Origin of the sequence: Diplocloster modestus, assembly GCF_019042245.1 — a bacterium.
Classification (GTDB): domain Bacteria; phylum Bacillota; class Clostridia; order Lachnospirales; family Lachnospiraceae; genus Diplocloster; species Diplocloster modestus.
Genome location: NZ_JAHQCX010000006.1, coordinates 207,690 through 231,899, shown reverse-complemented (window position 1 = coordinate 231,899; position 24,210 = coordinate 207,690). Strand labels below are relative to the sequence as shown.

The window sequence follows — 24,210 nt, the reverse complement described above, 5'->3', positions numbered from 1 at the left end:
CCCCCGGTCTGGTGCAATGCGGACGGAACTGTAGCCGAGTGGTAACACGAACGCCTGCTACACCTGGCGGCTCCAGCCCAGGCTGTTCTGCCGGACGTTGACAAAGGTGCGGTAGATGCCGTCCGTGCCGATCAGTTCGTCATGGCTGCCCGACTGGGCGATACCACCGCCGGATACCACAAGGATTTGATCAGCGTTTTGGATCGTGCCCAGCCTGTGGGCGATGACCAGAAGCGTTTTACCGCGGCACAGCTCCGAGATGGCCTGCTGGATATAGCTTTCATTGTCGGCATCTACGCTGGCGGTGGCTTCATCCAGAATGACGATGGGCGCGTCTTTTAAGATACAGCGGGCGATGGAGATACGCTGCTTTTCGCCGCCGGAGAGGGATTCGCCCCCCTCGCCCACCATCGTGTCAAAGCCGTTGGGCAGCGCCATGATAAAGTCGTAGCAGCGGGCTTTCTTCGCCGCTTCGATAACCTCCTTACGGGTGGCATCCGGCCGGCCCATGGAAATATTGTTGTAGATGGTATCCTGGAATAGATAAACCCGCTGGAATACCATGGAAATGTGGTTCATCAGCTCCGACAGGGGGATTTCCCGCACATCCCTGCCGCGGATCAGCACCTGGCCGTCATTCACATCCCAGAATCGGGCCAGCAGATTGGCAATGGTGGATTTGCCACCGCCGGAGGGGCCTACCAGCGCAAACATCTGGTTGCGCGGCAGGGAGAAGCTGACGTCATGAAGTACCTCTTTATCACCGTAAGCAAAACTGACATGCTTAAATTCAATTTCCGGCGCATCGGCGGCTGCCGGGATGCGGGCAGTACCGGTATCCAAAAGCTCCTGCTCGCCGAATAGATTTTCCACGCGGTCAAGGGCAGCGCTCATTACCGTCAGTCGGGTGGACTGGCTGTACAGCATGCGGATCGGGTTGAATAAATCAAACAGAAACAGCATCACGCCGATGAGATAGGAGGCCGTAAGCAGCCCCTGCATATACAGTACAAGGCAGAGAGCCAGCGCCGCCGCCGTACCCAGCCCGTAGACCAGATTCATCCTGCGCTGCCAGGGGGCTGCCGCCTCCTCGAAGTCGATGCTGACGCTGCACATCCGGTCAAAATTGTCTGTCAGTTCTTTGGATCTCTTTCCCAGAAGATTGTAGGTTTTGGTGATACCCATGCCCTCGATATAGTCCAGCACCGCGTCGGTAAGGTTCCCGTTTTGCTCCTGCCGTTTGACGGAGTCCTCCATGGCCTCCTTTTTCATTCCCTTGCCTACCAGCAGAAAAAAAACGAGGATGACCAGTGCCCCAAGCCCCATCCATGGGCTGAGATAGAACAGAAACGCCACCATGATGAACTCCGCGAAAATGTAACTCATTAAGTCGGCCAGCACCATCATGCAGTTCTGCTCAATAAAGCCCATATCCGAGGAGAGCACCGAGCTGATGCGGCCGATATTTCCCTCGGTAAAGTATCCCATGGGCATTTTCCGCAGATGTGTCCCCAATTCCATCCGTTTATCGGCAAACAGTTCAAAACCTGCGCCCGCCTGCAGACGGTCGGCAAGATGCTGAAAGAACACACATAGGAGCAGGCTGACAGCCATGCCGGCAGCAAGTGTGCCGCAGAAGGCCGCGTCCGCCGTGCCTGCCATAAATCTGGTTATGGCAAGAAAAGAGAGCATAATGGGCGCCTTCATCATCATGCCCTTGAGGAAGGAGAATACAAAGGCCCATTTGATTCTTGATTTATATTTTCCGGATGTTCCTAAAATTCTTCGGATGAGTGCAATCATAGCGTTTTCCCTCCTTTTTCTGCCGTGACTTTCCACTGGGCGCTGCCTTCGGCCGCGGCCCACAGCCGCTGATAGTCGGAGGATTGCGCCAGCAGTTCCTTGTGGGTGCCGCAGGCGGCTACCCTGCCTTCGGCCAGCACGCAGATCTGATCCGCATTTACGATGGAGTGCAGCCGGTGTGCGATGACGATGACCGTTTTTTCCCGGATAACCTCTGCAATGGCCTGATTCATTTTCTCCTCGTTTTCCGGGTCCATGAAAGCGGTCGCTTCGTCTAAGACCACGACGGGAGCGTTTTTCAGAATCGCGCGGGCCAGGGATATCCGCTGGCGTTCTCCGCCGGAGAGCATTTTACCGCTGTCACCTGCCATGGAGTAAAGTCCCAAGGGCAGCCGGGCAAGGAATTCGCTACACTGGGCTTTTATAGCCGCGGCCATCACTTCCTCATCGCTGGCGTCCGGCCTGCCCAGCCGGATATTTTCCAGGAGGCTCATGTTAAATAAGAACTGTTCCTGAGCCACATAGGAGATCTCGTTATTTAATGCCTCTACGCTCATGTCACAAAGGTCCTGACCGCCGAGCCGGATGCTGCCGCTGTCCACATCGTAAAAATGCACCAGCAGTTTTGCGAGGGTGGACTTGCCGCTGCCGGATTCCCCCACCAGCGCGGTCAGGCCGCCTTCGGGAATTTCCAGCGACACGCCGTGAAGGACCTCGTCTTGTTTGCCCTCCAGGGGGTCTTGTATTCCGGCTGCGCCGGAATTTGCTTTGTAGGTAAAACGTACATTCTGAAAGGATATGGAATGGTCTCTGCCCTCAAAGGAGCGTGCAGACTGCCGCAGGGGAGGAGCGGACATCATCTCCTCCAGCGCACTGATTTTATAGTTGAGCTGCGGCATGGTGGACATAAAACTCACCGCCTTGATGAGAGGTGCCCCGATCCCAAAGCCCATGCACAGAATCAGTACCAGATCAGCCAGTGTGGAATAACCCTGAATCACGAAAAATGCGCCCAGGGGCAGGGCCGCCATAGCCGCGCAGGGGAGCACTGTGGTGTACAGCGCCATCCAGGGCCAGCTGGCTTTGTACCAATCCAGTGTAAAATCCCGATAATTTTTCACATCGGTTTCAAAACGCTTATAACTCTCGCCGTCCCGGTTGAACACCTTGACGACCTCCATGCCGTTGATATACTCCACGATGGTATTGTTCATCTTTTGACCCGACTCAAAATACTGTCCCATTTTACTCATACCGCCTATGTACATGGCGCCTGTTGCCAGCAGACCAAGGGGCAGTGAGCATAGGGAAAGCAGCGCCAGCTTCCAGTCCACCAGGAACATGGCGATGTAAATAAAAACGGGTACGGCCAGGTTGGCGATGCCTTCTGGCAGGGCGTGGGCCAGCAGCAGCTCCACAGACTCGATATCATCAATGAACATTTGCTTCAGCGCCCCGGAACCGTGGCCCTGGATGGTTCCCAGGGGCTGGGGCTCCAATTTGCCCTGCAGGGAGACACGGATGTTTTTCAGGGTGTGGTAGGCAGATTCGTGGGACAGACCCAGCCCCTTCACATAAAGCACAGCATACAGGACACCGCACATAGCGATGGCAGCTACTCTCCAGATGAGGTCCCCCGCAGCCAGGGCCGGATGGCCGGCGTCCAACAGCGGTTCGATGATCTGATAGATGAACAGAAACGGCAGCACACTGGCCGCCACACCCAGAAGCATCAGCGCTGCCGCTGCGTAGGTGTATTTTTTGTAACTTCCGGTATAGCTCAAAACCTTTTCAAACAATTTGATTCCTCCTTTAGTGAGTTAGTTTGTACTAACCTGCGAATAAAAATTTTGCTCCCCATCAGGGGAGCGTATCTGTATTCGGTATACCCAGCATTCCATACCAATCAAACAGCCGGTTAACCGTGGCGCAGTGGATCTTAAGCTTCGTCCAGTCAAAGTCATGGATGAACGGTTCATAAACAGTCTGCCAGAATGCGGATAGGATGATGTGCATCTCTTCGGGGGAGATGTCATACTTCGCCAGCCCGCGGCGGTATGCCTCCCGGTAATAGGAGTAAGTGCCGACACACATTTTTTCCACGAACTCATGCTCGAAGTTGGAATAGGAAGATCCCGCTGAGCACTTGACAAGCAGTGTGAATCCTTCTTTGAGTCCATAGAGAAACTGAAACCACTGCCGCATACCAGCATTCATATCCCACGCGCCGGTCAGCTGCTGATCCGACATGGCGTGTACGTCGACGTCCGTGCGTTTTTTTGTCTCGGTATCGAGGGCTGTAATCGTATCCGAAACAACCGCGGCAAACAGGTCGTCCTTGCCCTTGTACCGTTTGTAAAGGGCACCGGTGGTGACGCCGGCTTCTTCGCAAATATGCTTCAGGGAAGCCTTTTCATACCCGAGCGATAAAAATTCCTGCTTCGCACATTCCAGAATACGCGGATCAATGGAATGATCAGGAACCGCCATAAAGTTTTCCTCCCTTCATAGATAATTAAATTATCGGTAACTTGATTATCAGTATAATCCAGGAGAACACTCCTGTCAAGATGGATAATAAGAGACTATTTAGTTCCAATCATTTTTTGAATCGCTGCGGGAGTATCCCCGAAAGTGCGCTGAAATACTGCGTAGAAATTGCTGATCCCGTGATAGCCTACTGCCGCTGCCACCGCATTTATAGAAAGTGTATTGTCTTCTAACAAATCAAGCGCCTTTTCCATACGAAGCGTCCGGATATATTCTGCTACACTTTTTCCCTCTGTTAAGCGAAAGACCATCTGCAGCTTATTCTTATTAACTCCTACTTTTTTGCAAATATCAGGTATGGACAATGTGTTTTTTAGGTCTGCCCGGATAATCTTTTTAGCCCGTTCTGCTGCCTGCAGTTCACTGTCATCGAGATAGACAGGGGGCAGGGAAGACAGGTGCTGTACAAGGCCGATCAGATATCCCGCCGCTTCAAATCCCAATCCCTTCAGCCATGTATCGAAGGCAGACCCAGTCAATCGGCATTGTTCGATACGGCGGTAGATGGATACCAACTCTGGCGCGTGGAGATCAGCGCCGTTGATTGTATTCTTTGCGTCCCGCCAAAAACTGTCGTAGAGAGGAATGTTGTTCTCTGTAAAAAATGCCTCTTGAAAATACAAACCTTGAAAACGCAGACACTGCCCTCCGGGGACTTTCATAAAAAAAGGGACGGGAGAATCGAAGACGAAGCAGTTGACTCCTTCTCGAAAGTGCAGTATTTGATTTTTCTGGGTATAGGTTTGGACAGTACCCTGTTCACTAATACCGACGCCAATATACCGCTGGCTGAATTGTGTACGGACAATGGTGTCCTGGGGATAGGTAAAATCGGCATTGGCTGCCGAAAAGCCATGCAGCTCACCCCAAAAACGTACACTGGATTGCCGTTCGGGGAATATATAAGAAAACCCGTTGACGGATTCCTTCCGTATCCCGCCGAAGGAAGTATAGAACATCAACATTTCTTCAATACTGTGAATCGTAATCATTTCTCTGCTCCTTCTATTTCCGTTGTGACATTTTGGTTTCTGTTTTGGCACAAAAAATGGTTAGCATAAAGCAACTCGATATGAAAAGTATACTACAAAAAACGCCAGGAATAAAGGAACTTTGCGATATCCCTATAATTTTAATTTGCTTTTCAGGCACTTTTTCTGCCATTGACAGTCAGGAACAGACAAGTATAATATACATAGGTTAGCTATAACTAACTAAAAATAATTGTACTGATGCTTTGGGTAATCCCGGCGTTGGAAAGGAAAGGAGATATATGAGAGATACAAATAAAAACGCAGTTCTGCGGGTGTTCCGAACTGCGTATTGCAGTCCCGGACGATATGTGTTTGGCGTGTCCTGTTCTGCTCTTAGCGTTCTGCTGTCGGGAGTGCCTTTTTATACCGTCTATCGTATTATTCGGATTTTTCTGACCGCCTCTCTGGAAGGAACCGCTGTTCAATCAAGTGATGTATGGATCTGGGCAGGAATAACCGTCGGCAGTATCGCTGCCGGTATTGTACTGTCTATGACCGGCAGCTTTATGTGCCATGCCTGCGCGTTCCATGCGCTCTATGATTTAAGAATGCGCATCCTTAATCACATGGGCAGATTGAATCTCGGCTTCTATACAGGAGGACAGTCCGGAGCAGTACAAAAGATGATGAATGAGAACATCGAGAAGATGGAAAACATCATCGCACATGATGTTTCTAATATCTTTGGAGCTGGCTTGCTGTTAGCGGCTTTGGCTGTTTTGATGTTTTCCCTGAATATTCCGCTTGCGCTCACCATTTTTGCCGCGTTACTGTTGGCGTTCCTCATACAGTACTCGGCTTTTGGAGGTAAGCAGGGGCAAAAAATCTGGACAGACTTGAACCGTTCTTCGACCGAGCTGGACGCAGCTTTTTCCGAATATGCAGCCGGAATGGAGGAAGAAAAGATATTCGGCAGACCGGAAGCAGCGGCGCGCCGCCTGACAGGCCTGGTAGAAAAAAATCGGGATCATTGGAAAACGTACCTGAAAAGGGTGACTCCTATTTTTGGCGCATACAAGACAATTACAATTTCCGTCCTTGCTTTTCTTCTGGTGACAGGCTGTATTCTGCTGTATCTGAAGCCGGGCGATCATGGGCTTATGATGGAACTGCTGATGTTCCTGATTGTGGGTCCTGCCTGCATCAGCCCGTTAATGGAATTGGTGGAGTTCGGTGCTGACCTCAGAAATTTGTCCGTCCGGATGGATCAGATTGACGGGGTATTGGATATGCAGCCAATGCCGGAGGGAACCTGTAAAGCACCGGAGGGCAGCGTTGGGATTATGTTTTCGGATGTCAGCTTCTCCTATCAGAATGCGGCTGATCCGCTGCGCAGGATGGCGCTTGACCATGTCACGATGGATATTCCCGCAGGAAGCTTTGCTGCGCTGGTAGGTCCTTCGGGCGGCGGTAAATCCACGGCCGGACAGCTTCTTGCCCGGTTTTGGGATATGGAAAGCGGCGCAATTTCCGTGGGCGGTAAGGACATTCGGGATTATTCCACCGAAGCCCTGATGGATACCGTAGCGTTTGTGTTCCAGGATACGTACATATTTGCAGAAAGTGCCTTTGACAATATCGCTATGCACCGCCAGGTAAGCCGTGCCGAAGTGGAACGAGCAGCAAAAGCCGCCCGATGCCATGAATTCATTTTGTCGTTCCCTGACGGATACGATACGAAGCTGGGCGACGGCGGACATAAGCTCTCAGGCGGGGAAGCGCAGCGTATTGCCATCGCACGGGCGATTCTGAAGGATGCGCCTATCGTTGTGCTGGATGAAGCGATGGCGTTTACCGATGCGGAAAATGAGCTGGCTTTGCGCGAGGGAATGGCAGAACTTTTGAATGGAAAAACCGTACTGATGATCGCACACAGGCTATATTCCATACAGGAAGCGGATTGCATTTTCGTGCTGGAAAATGGGCAGCTAAAAGAAAGCGGCACACATGCAGCCCTGCTGCAAAAGAAAGGATTATATTCTCATCTTTGGTCGATTCAGAACGAAACCGAAAGATGGCAGATGAAGGGAGGGCATTCGTATGTATAAGATGATCCGGCAATTCACATTTCATCACCCAAAGGAAATTATTCAGCCTACCTTTTGGCTGTTCTTCTCGCAGGCTTTCAGTATTCTGCCGGCCATTCTTGCGTATATGGCAGTTTATATACTGGGGCAGGCGTTTTCACCGCCCTTCACGCTTGATCTTCCGCTGCTCATAAAAATAGCGGCCATCGGACTTGGTTATGTTGTTCTGCAATACATTGTGGAATTGGTATCGTACTATAACACCTATGGACGGGCTTATAACGACACGGCGGATAAACGCATCGCATATATTCAAAAACTGCGCCGTCAGCCGCTCGGCTTCTTTTCCTCCAGGGAATCCGGTGAGTTGATCAGCTCCTTTGCCAGCGATTTTGCAAATGTAGAGTACACCATGTGTTACTGGCTGCCGTATCCCATTGGTGTAGGACTTCTGCTGCTGGTTTCCTTTCTCTGCATGGCCTTCTTTGACTGGCGGATGGCTGCTGCGATATTCACCATGCTGCCTGTCTGTGCGGTTCTCATGCTTCGGATCGCAAAGGTCAAAGAAAAGCATAGCCGTCAGGTCATGGAAGCAAAAACAAAAGCAGCAACACAACTCAACGAGTATTTGCATGGCATGAAGGATTTGAAAGCGTACCATCATACCGGCAGCGGCTTTGATGCGTTGGAAAAGGCTTTTTCAGATTTGCGGGAGGTATCGCTTCGGGATGAAGCGGTTACCGGAAGCCTTTCGACACTGTGTGCTTCACTGATTAAGTTTATTGTTCCTGTGACGGCGGCAGCGGGTTTGTATCTGCTCATGGGCGGGAGCCTTACTGTGCTGGATTTTGCTGGATTCCTGGTTCTTGCAACGAAGATGACAGAGCCTGCACTAACCCTGGTGAGCAGCATAACCGCGCTTCGGGGAATGGCTCTTTCTGGGGAACGGCTGGACAAAGTGATGACGACGCCTGACCCATCAGGAACAGAAGAAATTTCCCATGGTGAAAGATATAAGTTTGACGGGGTTTCTTTCCATTATACAGGCGGCAGAGATGTCATACACGACGTGACATTACATACTCCGGCGGGGGCGTTAACCGCTTTGGTCGGTCCCTCCGGGAGCGGAAAATCCACACTGCTGCGGCTGATGGCGCGTTTTTGGGACTACCAGGACGGCCATATACGGATGGAGGGGAAAGAACTCCGGAGCATTACCCCCGAAAGCCTGCTGGCGCAAGTTTCTATGGTAATGCAAAATGCGTATCTGTTCCGCGGCACAATCCGCGAAAACCTCTGTTTCGGAAACGAGAGTATCACGGAACAGCAAATGATGGAAGCTTGTCAAAAAGCCCAATGCCACGACTTCATATCTGCTCTGCCGGAGGACTACGATACTGTGGTGGGTGAAGGAGGTGCAACCTTGTCGGGCGGTGAGCGGCAGCGTATTTCGCTTGCAAGAGCATTTCTGAAAAATGTGCCGATTTTACTTTTGGATGAGCCTACAGCCTCCCTTGACGCGGATAACGAGGCGATGGTGCAAAAAGCCCTGGATGATATAGCAAAGGAGCGTACCGTTGTAATGATCGCGCACCGTCTGAAAACCGTGCGAAACGCGGAACAGATTCTTGTCCTTGAGGATGGAAGAATCACCCAAAAGGGAACCCACAGCCAGCTTGTCGGGATGGATGGACTCTACTCCCGGCTATGGGATTTACAAAGTCAAGCGGGAAACTACACGTTTAAACAATCTTAGGAGGAAAGAAATGAAAACAAAGTTTTTGAATCTCAAGGAGTTTGTCCTTACTGTTGTACTGTCTTGCCTGATGATCGGTATCGGCTATGTGATTATGCTGCCCTTCGCAGCAAATATGCAGCTTTTATATTTCCTTGAACCTGGGCTAATCGGCCTGGTGAATGGTATCATTTATGTTCTGATAATCCGCAAGTGCGCGAAGATCGGCACACAGTTTATCATCGCTGCACTCTACGGCACTTATATGCTGATTATGGGCAGTGCAACTGCCGCTTTGTATTTTTACATTCTTGCTGTAATTAACGAGCTTATTATGCTGGGAAGCGGCTATCAGAGCAAAATCCGTCCGGCCGTTCCCCATGTCCTTATGTGGTGCCTGAACGCAATGGGAAGCACCTTTAACCTTTTCCTGTTCAGACAGAGCTATGTTCAGATCTACATGGATGCAGGCATGGATGAGGCAGCGGCAAGAGCGGCTGTCGATCAGACGGCCCAATTCTGGTGCGCTCCGCAGAATATCTTGATTTCTTTGGTTGTCACGGCTGTTCTCTGCGTCGGCGGTTATCTTCTTGGGGTTAAAATGTTGGGCAAGCACTTTAAGCCCGCCGGTGTCGCGTGAGCGTGGAGAGAAAACAGGCTGGAGCGAAAATCGACCCGAGGACCTGGCTGGTTCATCTTCTGGTTGGTGTGGTTGCTATCATATGGATCCATTCCGATCAGGGAGGCTTCTGCCTGTTCGTTTGGTGTATGCTTTTGCAGCTTGTAATCCGGAAAGGGCAGTATGTGATCACATACCTGCTTGCCTACCTGGTTTTTACGGGATTTTTGTGGTTCGGGGTACGGCTTCTGCCAAGCGACAGGCTTTATTTCCTGGGCCTTGCATTTTCCAACATGGGAGTTCTCGGGCGTAAAGCAATGATTCCTTTATCGTTTGCTATTTGCCTGGCAAAAGAACCCACAGGTTCTTTGCTGGCATCTCTGCAGGCGATGCGGCTCCCAAAAGCGGTTGGTATCGGGGTGGCTGTTCTGCTGCGGTTCTTCCCCACGATCGGCGGCGAGTATCGTGCGATTCGCGCATCCCAGAGGTTTCGGGGGATAGGGGTAGGCGTGTTACACACGCTTGCCCATCTTCCCTCGACCGTTGAGTACATCCTAATTCCGCTGATCTTGCGCACCACAAAGGTTGCGGAGGAGCTTTCTGCGTCTATGACTGTGCGCGGTGTGCGCTTTTCGGGAGAAACGACCAGCTTCCGACCCGTCAGATTCACATGGAAGGATACCCTGCTTTGTTTGATTGCTTTACTTGTCTCTGCCGTTGTCTTTTTGCTGGAAAGGATGGAGATACTATGATAGAACTGAAAAACCTCTCTTTTTCGTATGAAAACACAGGCGAAGCCCGCGGACAGCTCGTAAACATTGATCTGCATGTCAAAAAGGGTGAGCTGGTGATCCTGTCCGGCAGAAGCGGCTGCGGAAAGACCACATTGACGCGTGTTCTAAATGGTCTTTGCCCGCAATTCTACCCGGGAAAGATAGAAGGAGGCTATCTTCTGGACGGGCAGGATGCTCTGCAAATGCCTATCCACCAGTTGGGTACAAAAATAGGCAGTGTTTTCCAAGACCCCCGCAGCCAGTTTTTTGCCACAAACACTACAGATGAGGTTGTGCTGGGAATGGAAAATATTCCGCTGGAGCGCTCCGTAATGCAGGAACGATTGACTGCGGTTTGCCGGCAGATGAATATCAGGAGATTGTTAGACCGCAGGATCTTCCCGTTATCAAGCGGCGAAAAACAGCTTGTTGCGATTGCCTCTGTCTGCGCAATGGAGCCAGGGGTCATTGCTTTGGACGAACCATCGGCTAATTTGGACAGCGAAGCGATGGTTCGGCTAGGTTCTCTGCTGTATCGGTTGAAAATGGCAGGACATACGATCGTTCTTTCCGAACACCGCTTTCATTATGTGCGGGATTCCTTTGACCGTCTTATTTATATGGAGGACGGAGCGGTTTCTGCTGTCTATGGACATGAGGAGGCGCTTAAATTACCGGAAGAACAGCTTATCCGCATGGGGCTTCGTCCCTTTGACACGCCAGCTTTTCGTGTAGGCGGTGCTTTTGGACAAAAATCAAGTGATCGTTTACAGGTGTCTGCGGTCTCTTGCACGCTGGACGGTCAGCAAGTCTTAGAGGAAATATCATTTTCTGCGCAAAACGGAAAGATACTCGCCATGGCCGGGCCCAACGGAGCGGGTAAATCCACCCTTTGCAGAATTATCACAGGGTTATGCAGCGCGATGGGAACCGTTCAGATGGATGGCGAACTCCTGAAGAAAAAACGCCGTACGCAGAAATCTTTTTTTGTACAGCAGGATTCAGATTACCAGCTGTATGCGCCGACTGTGCTGGACGAGTTTTTCCTGGGCAGAAAAGAAACAAAAACATTGAAAGAAACAGCGCTTACCCAGATCCGGGAGATGGGATTGGAGGCTTTTCTCACCCGGCATCCGGCATCGCTTTCCGGCGGGCAGAAGCAGCGGCTGCTGCTGGCCCTGGCGGCAGCGAGCGAAAGAAATCTCCTTGTATTCGACGAGCCGACCAGCGGCCTGGACGGGTATCATATGCATCTGACTGTAAAGCTGCTGAAACAGCTTGCGAAGGAAGAGCGCTGCATTCTGCTGATTACGCACGATATGGAATTGATTGCGGAAGCATCGGACTGTGTTTTATATGTGGAAGGCGGCAGAATCCGCTACTATCGAAATGTGCTGCGCAAGAGTGAGCAGGAGGTATAAATAGAGAAATCGCAAAATGCGGAGAAGAGACAGGACACGTTTAGGACTTTGGGCATACGTTTTATATTTTCGTTTCCTCATATTTTCGTTTTCCTATTGACACGGCTGGGAAAATGGGGTAATATATCAGTGATATATATCACTGATACAGATTGCTATATATCCGGCAGGGAAAAGAGTGGGAATAATGCCTGAATATACAAACACCCAAAAAAAGATATTGGAGATCGGCAAAAAGGAATTTCTCAAAAAGGGGTTTAAGGATGCCTCTCTGAGGGGGATTGTCAAAGAGGCCGGCTTCACCCAGGGAGCATTTTACGGTTACTATCCGGATAAAGTTTCGCTGTTTGAGGCGTTGGTATCGGAAGCGGCGGATGGGCTGATGGAACAATTCAAAGCTGCACAAGATGCACACTTTGATCTGATACCTGGTGACAAAGCCGCACAGAGCCGTAATCTTTCTACAGAGTATCTGGAATGTTTTATCAATTATATCTATGATAACTTTGATGCTTTTAAGCTGGTGGTGTGCTGCGCCGACGGTACGAGGTATGCAGGCTATATCCATGACCTGGTGGAGCTGGATGTTGCGCAGACAGAAAGATACCATGCAGAGCTTGAGAAACACGGTAAGCTGGAAGGGCATGTGGGCCGCAAGCTGCATCATATGATTACAAGTGCCTATTTTACAGCAGTTTTTGAAACAGTGGCGCATGATATGTCCCGGGAGGAGGCCGTAGAGTATGTCAGGGAACTGGCTTCTTTTTTCAACTCTGGCTGGGAAGGACTTTTGAGGCTCAAATGAGCCTTAAATTTTTCACATAAGTTAGCATGAACTAACTTATAAATATTCACAGGAAATATAGAAAAGGAAGGAGTGATGGGATGCGCACTGACCCCAAAAAGCTGCTGCTGAAAAGCAAACTCGGCAGGGAGTATGAAAAATTATTAGCTTTTACAATCCTAAGAAAGAAGGGATACGAAATGGAAAAGAAAAATAAATGGGCAGTCAGGGATGTTATTACCACGGTACTGCTCACCATCCTGCTGATCGTGATTCAGCTCATCGTGAATATGATCTGTATGGCCAATGATTTTGTCAGCATGGTGCTTTCCGTGGGCATTACCATGTTATTATGCGCGCCGGTCTATTTTCTTATGGTCAGCCGGGTTCATAAGCGGTTTGTCTCGATGGTCTATATGACCATCCTTGGCCTTGTATTCCTCCTCATGGGAAACTGGTATCTGCTGCCTTATTACATGGTGGCGGGTATCATCTGCGAGGGCATCCTCTGGAAGAACGGCTGGGAGTCCTGCAAAAAGATTACGGCTGCGTGGACAGCCGCCAGCCTCCTGTATAACGGTGTCAATCTGCTGCCAATCTGGTTCTTTTGGGACACCTATGAAACTTTCGCCCTCTCAAGCGGCATGGAGCAGGGCTACATAGATTCTTTTGTCAGATACTACACTTCTGCCGGATGGCTTGTATTTATCATCCTGTTTACCACGGCCTGCGGCTTCGCGGGGAGCCTCATTGGTTCCAGGCTGATCGGCAAGCATTTTAAAAAGGCGGGTGTCCTTTGATGCAGCGCAATAACCTGGCTGTCGGAGTAAAGCTATGGGCACTTATTTGTGTCATTATCGGCGTTTCGCTGACAATTAATATGATGCTGACCTGCGTTCTGACGGGCATAGGCTTTGTATACCTTGTCGTTCAGAAAAACTGGCGGCTTTTGCGCTCCTTCGGGATATTTTATTTGCTGCTGGCGCTGCTGCTATATTTGATCCGCTTTCATGGCCTGCACATGTTGGTTTTCTCGGAGTTTTATGTGCTGATGTTCTGGAGCCTGTCGCCGGCGTTCCTCGTTGCGTGGGATCTCATTACGACCCCGCCTGGTGAATTTTCAGCCTTTTTGTCCCGCATCCATACACCCACTCCCGTGATTTTGGGCCTGCTGGTTATGTTCCGCTTTTTCCCTACTATGAAAGCGGAATTAAAGAGAGTGGGACGCTCTATGCAGAATCGGGGCCTGACGGCACCAAAGCAGATTCTTAGCCACCCGGCAGCGTCCTGTGAATATGTAGTGGTGCCCCTTCTGCTGCGCTGTCTGCAGATTGCCGATCAGCTATCCGTATCAGCGGTCGCAAGAGGCGCGCAGCGGCCGGGTATACGGGGGAGCTATTACGAGAAGCCTGTGTGCCGGCAGGATTGGATATGGCTGGCGGTATGGACAGCGGGAACTACAGCTGTTCTTCTGATGGGAGGGATACGGCTGTGATTGAACTCAGGGATGTATCCTTTACCTATTCAGACTGTGAAGCCGGTATCTCCGGAATAAACCTGACCATACAGGATAAAGAATGTGTTGTCTTAACCGGGCCCTCCGGCGGCGGAAAAACGACACTTACCAGACTGCTCAACGGCCTTGCGCCCTCTTTTTATACTGGTACACTGACCGGGGAGATTCTCATGGACAGCGTGCCGGTTTCCCAAATGCCGGGATGGGCGGTCGGACAGAAGATTGGCAGTGTGTTTCAAGATCCCCAAAGCCAGTTTTTTTCCTCAGAGCTGGCCGGAGAGGTGGCGTTCGCCAGTGAGAACTACGGCTTGAGCGCAGAGAAAATACGGGAACGGACCGATTGCGCTATTGCGGCGTTTGACCTCGAACATCTGCGGGCACGCAGTTTGGATGTACTCTCCAGCGGGGAGAAGCAGCGGGCAGCCATTGCATCCGTTTATGCCCAGCGCCCATCGGCCTATGTCTGTGATGAACCCACCGCTAATCTGGACGGTGAGGGGACAGGGCAGCTGACTAGGATTTTCCATAAACTCAAGGCGCAGGGAAGCACACTTATCGTGGCAGAGCATCGGCTCTCATGGCTCTTGGGCATTGCAGACCGCTATGTCTATGTTTGCGGCGGGCGCATTCTATGGGAGAAAACTGCAGCGGAAATGGAACTGCTTACCCCGGAAGAGAGGGCAGCCTATGGCTTACGGCAGGTGACAAGATCTGTCTCCCCGGCCCTGCCGACGGCTGCAAAGACTGGCGCACCTTTTGTGTGCGCACAAGGTATTTGCTGCCGGCGGAAAAAAACGCAGATTCTTTCCCACATCAGCTTCTCGCTTACGGCCGGGATGATAGCTGCTGTAACCGGGCATAACGGTGCGGGAAAAACCACGCTGGCGCTGGTGCTTTCCGGCCTGTGGAAGGAAAGCGGCGGTACAATAGAAATAGAGGGAGTGAAAATGCCGCCCCGTATCCGCCGCAGGCATATCTGGTACAGCGCCAATGACACAGGGACGCAGTTTTTTACAAATAGTGTCACAGAGGAGCTGCTGCTTCACTCGGATCACACCCCAAGGCATCTGGAAGCGGCCCGGACGGTGCTGAAACAGCTGGGCCTGTATGAGTATAAGGATGCCCACCCTGCAACCCTCTCCGGTGGGCAGAAGCAACGTCTTTCCATCGCCTGTGGGATCCTGTCCGGCCGGAGTGTCCTGATTTTTGATGAGCCCACCAGCGGCCTGGACGGCGGGAATATGTCCATTGTCGCCCAGGTGCTGAAGGAAGCGGCCCGGGATGGCAGGTGTATCCTTGTCATAACCCACGATCAGGAACTGATGGCGGCCTGCTGTGACTGCGAGCTGACAATCCGCACCATAACTTAGGATTCCCGCGTCTACGGGCCATTTTTGCGCATTAAATCAAAAAAGCAGCGTTCCTCCGGAAAAAAGGAGAAGTAAGCCACCGACACACCATAAAATGTGTAGTGGTTTTTTCTTATACCGGTAAACAGCAGGTGCTTATGCAGGTGCCTTACAGAGGAAGGCACAGATCTGGACCATTGGAAGTTCTAAAGAAAATCTGTTGGAAGTTCTAAAGAAAATCCCCATTTGCACAACCAGCCCATATAGGTTATGATAGAAAATATATCGCAAAATACTACATAAATCAGGAAAGCAATGGTGGGATAAACAATGGATGAAAAACAGGTATGGTTGGTTTTGGGCATTGAGCCCACGAAAAACGAAGAAGAAATCAAACAGGCCTACCGGTCGAAGCTGGTAAATGTAAATCCGGAGGATGACCCGGAAGGATTCAAGCGTTTAAGAGAAGCTTATGAGCAGGCATGCAGCCTGGCCGCAGAAGAGCCGAAGGAACAGGAAAAAGGCCCGGAAGGCCCTCTGGGAGATTGGCTGGACAAAGTAAAGGCGGTCTATGGCACATTATCCACAAGAATCGACCCCGAGTCATGGAAAGAACTGTTTCGGGACGACATCTGCCTGGATCTGGAAACCGGTCCCGAAGTGAGAACGGAACTGCTGAAATATTGCATGGATCACTTTAGGCTGCCTTCCCAGATCTGGATGCTGATGGATGAACAGTTCTCCCTGCTGGCGGATATGGAGGAGCTCAAAGAGTCCTTTCCGCTGGATTTTCTCCAGTTTGTAGAAAATAAATGTACTCAGGACGAATGGTTCTCTTATGAATACTTTGAGGGGCCGGATGATGCGGAATATGACACTTATCTGAGCCTGTTTTTTGAAATCCGGAGGAATGTGGAAGAGGGGAAGTTCAGTTCTCTGGATGAACTATTTTCTCAGGCCGAAAGCCTGGGTATTTACCATCCCTACCTGGAAGTTTCCAGGGCCGAGGCGGAGATCAAACAGGATCGGCCCCAGGAAGCAGTGGACCGTCTGGTGCCGCTGAAGGATAAATATCCGGAGGACTGGTGGACCGCCTATGTGACCGGACAGGCGTACTGGGATCTTGAGCGTTTCGAGGAAGCCAATGAATGTTATAAGAAAGTGCTGGAGACGGAAAAGGATCACTATACGGCACGTTTCCGCTGCGCGGAGTATCTTAAGAAGTCCGGGCAGTACGCGGAGGCGAAGGAAAGCTTTATCGCTATTATGAACGACATTTCCGATAATCAGGATGTCCGTGCCAGGTTAAAAGAGGTAAATGAACATCTGATTCCCCAGTTTTCTGAGGAATGCGGGGCCGAGCCGGATAACTTTACGATCCGCTTCAAGCTGGGCTGGTGCCTGCTCCAGAATGAGAGAAATGAGGAGGGGGTAGAACTTCTGGCCGGATTGGAGCCGGACGAGGAAAATGAGGCGGAATATCACAGCCTGAGCGGAAGATTCTATTATAACCTGGCGGAATATGACGAGGCCAGACGGCATTTTGAAGCGTGGATCCAGAGTATCCGGTCGGAAACGCCCAAGAATGAGGAAGAGGAACAGGCGCTGCCAGGGCGCTTCCTGAAGGCTTACAGCCTGTTGGCCGCGTCGGATCAGAAGCTGGGGGATTCCGATGCGAAATATTATGACGAGGCGCTGACGGCCATTGATCAGGCGCTGACCTACATAGAAGATAACGGGGCGCTCCAGCAAAAAGCGGATATTTTGCTGCATATGGAACGCTACCGGGAGAGCGTGGATATCTGTGATCAGATCCTGGAAAATGACAGCCGCTACCTGCCGGCGCTGGTGACCAGGCAGGATGCCTATTTCCATCTGCGCTCCGCCCAGGAGGTCATCGATGATTTCTATAAGATCAAAGAGATATTCCCCTATATACCGAAGACTTACGAGCTTCCGGCAGAGGTGTTTTATATTTACCGGCAGTATGACGATGTGCAGAGTATTCTGGATCAGGCCAAAGAAAACGAGACCAGCAGTCTGAAGCTGGACGTGATCCGGGGAAAGACGATGCGCATGAAGGCATCGGAGGACGAGGAATATGTGGAAGCGCGCAGTTTTGACCGGGAACTGGTCCCGAAACTGCGGGCGGAGAGCGGGATGAAAGAGGAATTAAACCAGATCCTCCGGGAAATCGTCCTGTGCTCTATGGCTCTGGGTGAGTATAAGGACGCGTTAAGCCAGGTGGAGGAGGCGATACAGACAGACCCCTCCGTGGATAATCTGTGGCTCAAGGCGGATGTGCTCTATCGGGACCGAGAGTATGAGAAAGCGCTGAAGCTGTATCAGCAGTGTCAGAGGCATGTGGCGGACAACGAAAATATCTACGAGGATCTGGGGAACTGTTACCGGGAGCTGGGTAAGAGCGAGAAGGCGAAGGAGTGCTTTGAGAAGGTGCTGGAGATAAATCCGGATCACCGCAGGGCGAACAGCCGCCTGGCGGACTACTATTCCGATCTGTATGATGACACGGAGGAACAGCAGTATTTTGAGAAAGCGCTTCCCTATTCCAGCCGTCAGCTGGAGTTGACACCCACAGCCTATTACTATGTGGAGCGGGGGCTTCTGTATATGAGCGCCAGCTATTGGGATGAAGCGGAGGCTGATTTTCGGAAAGCATTCGAACTGGAGCCGGAGGATTCCTATGCTTATAACAATCTGGGCTGCGTCTATAAATATTGCGGGCGCTACGAGGAGGCCCTGCCGATGTTCCTGAAAGCGCTGGAATGTATGACGCCGGGAGAATCTACCGTGTTCTATGGGAACCTGGCCGACTGTTATGAGAGGATGGGACGCTATGAAGAGGCAAAAGAGGCCTACCTGAAGAATATCAAATTGTTTCCGAATAAGCCCGGACTGCGGGAAAACCTGTCGGACATGTATTCTTCCCAGGGACATTTCCGGGAGGCCATACAGGTGGTAGAGGAAATTCTTGAGATGGAAAACAGTAACAAGGCTTACTATCTGTGTGAACTGGCCTATCTGTATGAGTACACCGGGGATTATAAAACTGCCATCCAGTATTGCAAGAAAGCGCTGAAAGAGGATGATTCCTACGCGAAAGCCAACCGGATGATCGGGCAGTATCTGTATTATTATAAGAAGAATCTGAGAAAGGCGGAAAAATACATCACAACCGCGCTGTCTCAGGCGAAAGTGGGCAGCAACGAGTATTCGATTTCCTGCCGTGCGCTGATGCATCTGTATTCGGAGAAGAAGGATGCCAAGAACGTGAAGAAGTATTTTGACATGGAGATAGAAGCCACGATTCAGGAGTACGGCTCCATGGAACATTATCTGGAGACGAAGAAGAGGAAAAATGCTCGTCTTTACATTTTGGGCCGAATGTATTATTATCTGGGGGATATGGAAAAAACGGCGGAGCTTTTCGGTCAGATCGGCTGCCGGGACATGTGCCGCAGCTGCAGCTGCCGGGAGTGCTGGGAATATTATATGGCACAGGGTATGCTGCTGGAAGAAGCAGGAGAGAAAAAGAAAGCGCTTGAGTTATACCGGAAAGCGTACAGTATCGACTGCAGGGATATGGAACTGCGGTTTCGGATGGCCGAATGTGAAAAGTGGTAAAGGCCGCTAAGTGCGTATGCTATAGCAGTGCCTGGAAATATAATTGATCGTATTATTCAGCGATCGGTTTAACAAAATAATTTAATCCTTAGAAAGAGATGAACGACTTATGATAATAGGAATTGACCTGGGAACGACGAACAGCCTGGCGGCCTATTTTACCGAAGATGGACCCAAGATTATCCCGAACCGTCTGGGAAGTAACCTGACTCCATCCATAGTCAGTGTGGATGAAAATAACACGATCTACGTGGGGGAGACGGCGAAAGAGCGGCTGGCTCTCTATCCGGATACGGCGGCCAGTGTGTTCAAACGCAGCATGGGCAGCAATAAGAAATTCCGGCTGGGCAGAAAAGAATTCTCAGCGGAGGACTTGTCTTCTTTTGTACTGCGCTCGCTGAAGGAAGACGCGGAGCATTATCTGGGTGAGCCGGTTACCGAAGCGGTTATAAGCGTCCCCGCTTACTTTAACGACGCCAGAAGGAAGGCCACGAAGAGGGCCGGAGAGCTGGCGGGACTGACGGTGGAGCGCATCATCAGCGAACCGACGGCGGCGGCCATCGCTTATGGGCTGTATGAGAAGAAGCGCAACAATAAATTTCTGGTATTCGATCTGGGAGGCGGCACCTTTGATGTGTCGATCTTGGAGCTGTTTGAAAATATCCTGGAGGTGCGGGCCGTGGCCGGGGACAATTTCCTGGGCGGAGAGGACTTTACGGACGTGCTGGAGAAGATGTTCCTGGAACGCCGGAAGCTTAACGAGGATCAGCTGGATCTGAAAACCAGACTTTACCTGCATAAGCAGGCGGAGGAGTGCAAGATCGGATTCTGCAAGAGCAGAACTTCCGCGATGCGCTGTGTTCTGGACGGCAAGGAAGTGGTGGAGGAATTCCGAATCTTGGAGTACGACGAAGCCTGTCAGCCTCTTTTCGAGAAGATCCGTAAGCCAGTAAAGCGAAGCCTGTCGGACGCGGGGATCAAGCTGTCCCAGATCGACGATGTGGTACTGGTGGGCGGAGCGACCAAGCTGCCCATCGTTCAGCAGTTTATCGGCCGTCTGTTCCGGAAGTTCCCGGATACCGGAATTAACCCGGACGAGGCTGTGGCTTTGGGCGCTGCGATCCAGGCAGCCATGAAGGAGCGCAATGAGGCGATCCGGGAAGTGATCCTGACGGATGTATGTTCTTTTACCCTGGGAACGGAGGTATCGGTAAAGCAGCGCTATACCGACCGCTACGAGCGCGGGCATTTCTGCCCGATCATCGAGCGGAATACGGTAATCCCGGCCAGCCGGACCGAGCGCTTCTATACGATCTACGACGATCAGACCCGGATTTTAATTCCGGTGCTGCAGGGGGAGAGCCGGTTCGCGGATAACAATGTGCTGCTGGGGGAACTGGAACTGACGGTACCTAAGAATAAGGCAGGGGAAGAATCTATCGATGTTACTTATACCTATGATATCAATTCGATCCTGGAGGTGGAGGTTACCATTGTATCCACCGGGGAGACGAAGAAGCAGATCATCAAAGGGGAAAATAACCAGATGACCGATGAAGAGATCGAAGAGCGTATGAAGGAGCTGGCCTTCCTGAAGATCCATCCCAGGGACCAGGAGGAAAACAAACTGCTGCTCTTAAAGTGTGAACGGCTCTTCGAGGAGAGCATCGGCCAGGTGCGCCAGGTGATCGAGCTGGAGATCAGGCGCTTCGAGGAAGTGCTCAACACGCGGGATAATGGGAAGATCGAGAAGGCCAGGGAGGAATTAAAAGAGACACTCCGGGAGCTGGAGGATTTTGTGGAGGATGAATAGGTTGAAACCGGATATTTTTAGCTCGAGAACTGCTCCATCTTTCCAGTCTGCCGGGACGAGCGGCTCGTCTGTTTTCGGATCCATTGGACGGATGCGGCCGGCATTGATGTAGATCCGGCTGTTCCAGGTATGTAATTTTTAATTCGTTAAATATGATTTATGGTTATTATAGGACAGGAAAAAATTCTGGCCTGGGAACCGCTTGGAAAGCGGAGAAACTCATCATTTGGAAGATATTGTTAATAAATTTCTTATAAAATGATCAGAAAATCATAAGGAAATCATCACATTTTGGGCACAAAATGGACACAATCTTCCGGTATGATAGGGTCTATCAAATCGAAAGGAGGATAGGGGCACTACTGTAAACATCTACTGTAAACAATATGGAACTGGATTTTTGACAGAATTTAAAGACAGGAGTGAGTATTATGAAAAAATTTAAAGGTTTTAGAATTTTAGTAGTTGCAATGATGCTGGTATTATCAATCGGGCTGTTGGCTGGATGCGGAACCAAAGATGACGAGAAAGACGCGACACCTGCTGGGAACAATACCGAAGCAAATGCGGAAGATACGGCTAAGAAAGATGATGCCAATGTAACTCCGACCCCGGAAGGCACTGCTGCTCCGGAGGGAACCGCTGCACCTGACGCTCAGGATGCGGATGCAACCCCGAATCCTGCTGATGGGGGAGCGACAGATGGCACAGAGCCTGCAGATACATCCAAACCGGCGGATTCTAGCACAAGCGGAGCCGGAGAGACCAATGGAGCCCAGGATCAGCCTTCTACAGACGCGGCAGAATAACAACAGATATTAACATAAATGAACGCAATTTGGGACATGTCCATTTCAATTTGGACATGTCCCCCTTTGTCGTCCCTTTATTCTTTTATCCTGTGAATTCTAACCAACTGAATCCTAACTCTTGAGTTCCGTCCGTGAAACCCCTGTCCACTTCCATGAGAACTTGATCTTACGTGAATTTTGGGATAGAATGGAGTCTGTGAATTTGTGAATAAACAGACAGTAAAGCAGAGGAATAGAAAGGCAGAGGAGATATGGAATTTGAAAAATTGTATGAGCTGAGAAAGGACCCGACCGAATTTGCCATTCAAATGGGGTTTAGGACAGTGGAAATCAGGCAGGGATATGCCAGAGGGGAACTGGAAATCACAGATCAGCATAGGAATTCCCTGGGGACGGTCCACGGCGGCTGCATTTTTGCTATCGCGGACACCAACGGCGCTACGGCGGCTATGACTTGCGGACATTACTGTACGACGGTGAATGGGGACATTCATTTTCTGCGGGCGGCCAGAAACATCCGGAAACTGATCGTAGTGGCAAGGGAGGCAAAGGCAGGCAAGACGATATCCGTCTATGATATTGAAGTGTCTGACGAAGAGGGACGGCTGATCGCAAAAGGATTGTTTTCCTATTATACGCTGGATCAGCCAATTTGAGTTTACATAGAAATAGTAAATAAAATAAAAAAGCCGCTTCCGGGATATCACGGGACAGCGGCTTTGCCTATTTATCAGGATCGTCCTCACTTCTGCTTAAAGCGGGGGCGTGATACGGCAGCGCGTTCTGCTGTTCACAAAGCTTTCAGCCGGCGGTGCTGTAAACCTGGCCGACTTGAAGTTCGCTATCTGGCGGCTGATTTATTTCTAATATAATGGAAAAGGCATCTGGCAATACCGTATATAACATAGAACAGCATCGTGACCAGCAGTACCGCAAGCAGATCATGCATGGCGGAATAGGAAGTGACAGTGGTTCCCAGGATGAGAAAATGACTCAGCAGATAGAAAACCGGAAGCGGTATCATGTAAAAAAGGATCTTGCGTACTCCGGTATTTTTCCGGAATATGAGAAAAAGCACTCCGCCCAGGAATAATGCGGTAAGGGAGGCTAAAAGGCAGACAGACAGCTTGGGCTGGCGGATGAGCATCCCACTGGGATTCTGCTTATCCCCATACAGCAGCTTCTCACCGGTTCCGTTTGTTTCGTAATAATAAACTGCGGAAATTTTCTCGCCGTTTGGATTCAGCACCGTATTACCGCCTGCGGTCCGGACAAACGAGCTGTTCCATATACTATCCCAGGCCACAATGTGATACACATAACCGGAACCGTCATCTGACGGGGAAGAACTGACGCCATACCCGGTTGCTTCCTTATTGAATACCGCTATCAACGCATTATCTTCCCGTTCCGACAGAGTAACGGGTTGTTTCTCATAAGGCAGGTAGACGGGAGATACGAGGTAAGCGATCGCAGCCACGGCCAGCGCCAGGGCAGCCAGGCAGGTAAAAAAAATTGTCTGCATTTTCTTTTTCCAGAGGGTTGTTTTTAGTTTCAGAAACGGCGAGATATCTTGGTCAGCCGGCAGTTTGGCTGGCAGCCTCATTTCCTGCAATTGTTCCCTGCAATCCTTACAGGTGCTTACATGATCTTCCACAAACAGACAGGTATCTTCGCTGGCTACGTTTTCAACATACAGGGGCAGCAAATCCTGTATAATGGCGCAGGTTATTTTCATAGATCTTCCTCCATTTTCTCACGGATTTTATTTTTTGCACGGTGATAAGTGACGCAGGCCCAGTTTTCTGTCTTCCCGAACAGATGGGCAATCTGGCGAAAGCTCAGCTCCCCGAATACCCTTAGGGTAAAAACCTCCTTATAGGGTTCGGTTAACTCATGGAGGATCTCATGAAGCTTCTGGCTTAACTCCGCAGAACACACGAACTGTTCCGGACCGCGGTTGTGGTCCTGTTCAGGCAGTTCATCCAGACTTACGATCCTTTTGCGCTTGCGCAGATAAGAAAAATAACAGTTTTTCGCGATCTGACACAGCCAGACGCGCACATCGCAGGTACCGCGGAACGTATCGATGGATTTCAAAGCTTTCAAAAATGTCTCAGACGTAATTTCTTCTGCCATATGCGAATCATTCGTAAGACTTTTTAAATACAGATAAACATCTTTGAAATAATTCCGATATATTTCCTCAAATTCTGTCACTTTCCCACCTCCTACAGATAAGACGCACAAATTCTGATAATCTTACAACAATTTTAAATGATTCGTACCCTGAAGGCAACACAACCGAAATTAACAATGAATGGAAAGC

At 50.4% G+C, this 24,210-nt stretch carries 19 protein-coding genes; 13 read left to right on the top strand and 6 right to left on the bottom strand.

What is annotated here, in order from left to right; genetic code table 11:
* Positions 1-57: 57 nt before the first annotated feature.
* The 4 genes from KTH90_RS11340 to KTH90_RS11325 all read right to left on the bottom strand — a co-directional run bounded on the left by KTH90_RS11340 (position 58) and on the right by KTH90_RS11325 (position 5,345).
* Entirely contained in the window at positions 58-1,803 is a 1,746-nt protein-coding gene (locus KTH90_RS11340; RefSeq protein ID WP_158352515.1) for an ABC transporter ATP-binding protein, read from the bottom strand.
* On the bottom strand, positions 1,800-3,602 hold the full coding sequence (locus tag KTH90_RS11335; RefSeq protein WP_158352514.1) for an ABC transporter ATP-binding protein: 1,803 nt from the start codon (positions 3,600-3,602) through the stop codon (positions 1,800-1,802). Before KTH90_RS11335 ends, KTH90_RS11340 begins: the two co-directional genes overlap by 4 nt.
* 61 nt (positions 3,603-3,663) lie before the next feature.
* Positions 3,664-4,293: a TetR/AcrR family transcriptional regulator gene (locus tag KTH90_RS11330; protein WP_158352513.1), complete on the bottom strand. Its 630-nt coding sequence runs from the start codon at positions 4,291-4,293 to the stop codon at positions 3,664-3,666.
* A gap of 95 nt (positions 4,294-4,388) precedes the next feature.
* Positions 4,389-5,345, bottom strand: coding sequence for a helix-turn-helix domain-containing protein (locus KTH90_RS11325; RefSeq protein ID WP_158352512.1), 957 nt, complete (start codon positions 5,343-5,345; stop codon positions 4,389-4,391).
* Between the two features lie 281 nt (positions 5,346-5,626).
* Here KTH90_RS11325 and KTH90_RS11320 point away from each other — a divergent pair, with 281 nt between their 5' ends.
* The 13 genes from KTH90_RS11320 (at position 5,627) to KTH90_RS11260 (ending at position 22,537) form a co-directional block, all read left to right on the top strand.
* Positions 5,627-7,435: an ABC transporter ATP-binding protein gene (locus KTH90_RS11320; protein ID WP_158352511.1), complete on the top strand. Its 1,809-nt coding sequence runs from the start codon at positions 5,627-5,629 to the stop codon at positions 7,433-7,435.
* A complete protein-coding gene (locus tag KTH90_RS11315) occupies positions 7,428-9,170 on the top strand; it encodes an ABC transporter ATP-binding protein (RefSeq protein ID WP_158352510.1) in 1,743 nt (580 codons plus the stop codon). Before KTH90_RS11320 ends, KTH90_RS11315 begins: the two co-directional genes overlap by 8 nt.
* A 10-nt stretch (positions 9,171-9,180) precedes the next feature.
* On the top strand, positions 9,181-9,789 hold the full coding sequence (locus KTH90_RS11310) for an MptD family putative ECF transporter S component (protein ID WP_238726815.1): 609 nt from the start codon (positions 9,181-9,183) through the stop codon (positions 9,787-9,789).
* A gap of 2 nt (positions 9,790-9,791) precedes the next feature.
* Positions 9,792-10,520, top strand: a complete 729-nt coding sequence (locus KTH90_RS11305) for an energy-coupling factor transporter transmembrane component T family protein (protein ID WP_238726814.1) — start codon at positions 9,792-9,794, stop codon at positions 10,518-10,520.
* Positions 10,517-11,962: an ABC transporter ATP-binding protein gene (locus KTH90_RS11300; protein ID WP_238726813.1), complete on the top strand. Its 1,446-nt coding sequence runs from the start codon at positions 10,517-10,519 to the stop codon at positions 11,960-11,962. The genes KTH90_RS11305 and KTH90_RS11300 overlap by 4 nt, the downstream gene beginning before the upstream one ends.
* 187 nt (positions 11,963-12,149) lie before the next feature.
* On the top strand, positions 12,150-12,767 hold the full coding sequence (locus KTH90_RS11295; RefSeq protein ID WP_158352506.1) for a TetR/AcrR family transcriptional regulator: 618 nt from the start codon (positions 12,150-12,152) through the stop codon (positions 12,765-12,767).
* Between the two features lie 179 nt (positions 12,768-12,946).
* Positions 12,947-13,546 (top strand): MptD family putative ECF transporter S component, encoded by a 600-nt coding sequence (locus KTH90_RS11290; RefSeq protein WP_158352505.1) that lies wholly within the window; start codon positions 12,947-12,949, stop codon positions 13,544-13,546.
* Positions 13,546-14,241: an energy-coupling factor transporter transmembrane component T family protein gene (locus KTH90_RS11285; protein WP_158352504.1), complete on the top strand. Its 696-nt coding sequence runs from the start codon at positions 13,546-13,548 to the stop codon at positions 14,239-14,241. Before KTH90_RS11290 ends, KTH90_RS11285 begins: the two co-directional genes overlap by 1 nt.
* Entirely contained in the window at positions 14,238-15,632 is a 1,395-nt protein-coding gene (locus KTH90_RS11280; protein WP_158352503.1) for an ABC transporter ATP-binding protein, read from the top strand. The genes KTH90_RS11285 and KTH90_RS11280 overlap by 4 nt, the downstream gene beginning before the upstream one ends.
* A gap of 309 nt (positions 15,633-15,941) precedes the next feature.
* A complete protein-coding gene (locus tag KTH90_RS11275) occupies positions 15,942-19,256 on the top strand; it encodes a tetratricopeptide repeat protein (RefSeq protein ID WP_158352502.1) in 3,315 nt (1,104 codons plus the stop codon).
* A gap of 109 nt (positions 19,257-19,365) precedes the next feature.
* Positions 19,366-21,069 (top strand): molecular chaperone HscC, encoded by a 1,704-nt coding sequence (locus tag KTH90_RS11270; RefSeq protein WP_158352501.1) that lies wholly within the window; start codon positions 19,366-19,368, stop codon positions 21,067-21,069.
* Positions 21,070-21,500: 431 nt separating this feature from the next.
* Complete coding sequence (locus tag KTH90_RS11265; protein ID WP_158352500.1) at positions 21,501-21,878, top strand: hypothetical protein; 378 nt, start codon at positions 21,501-21,503, stop codon at positions 21,876-21,878.
* Between the two features lie 254 nt (positions 21,879-22,132).
* Positions 22,133-22,537, top strand: coding sequence for a PaaI family thioesterase (locus KTH90_RS11260; RefSeq protein WP_158352499.1), 405 nt, complete (start codon positions 22,133-22,135; stop codon positions 22,535-22,537).
* A 185-nt stretch (positions 22,538-22,722) separates the two neighbouring features.
* Here KTH90_RS11260 and KTH90_RS11255 read toward each other — a convergent pair whose 3' ends face one another.
* Positions 22,723-23,619, bottom strand: coding sequence for a zf-HC2 domain-containing protein (locus KTH90_RS11255; protein WP_158352498.1), 897 nt, complete (start codon positions 23,617-23,619; stop codon positions 22,723-22,725).
* The gene (locus KTH90_RS11250) at positions 23,616-24,101 is read right to left on the bottom strand and encodes an RNA polymerase sigma factor (RefSeq protein ID WP_158352497.1); all 486 of its coding nucleotides are present in this window, start codon (positions 24,099-24,101) and stop codon (positions 23,616-23,618) included. The genes KTH90_RS11255 and KTH90_RS11250 overlap by 4 nt, the downstream gene beginning before the upstream one ends.
* Positions 24,102-24,210 lie beyond the last annotated feature (109 nt).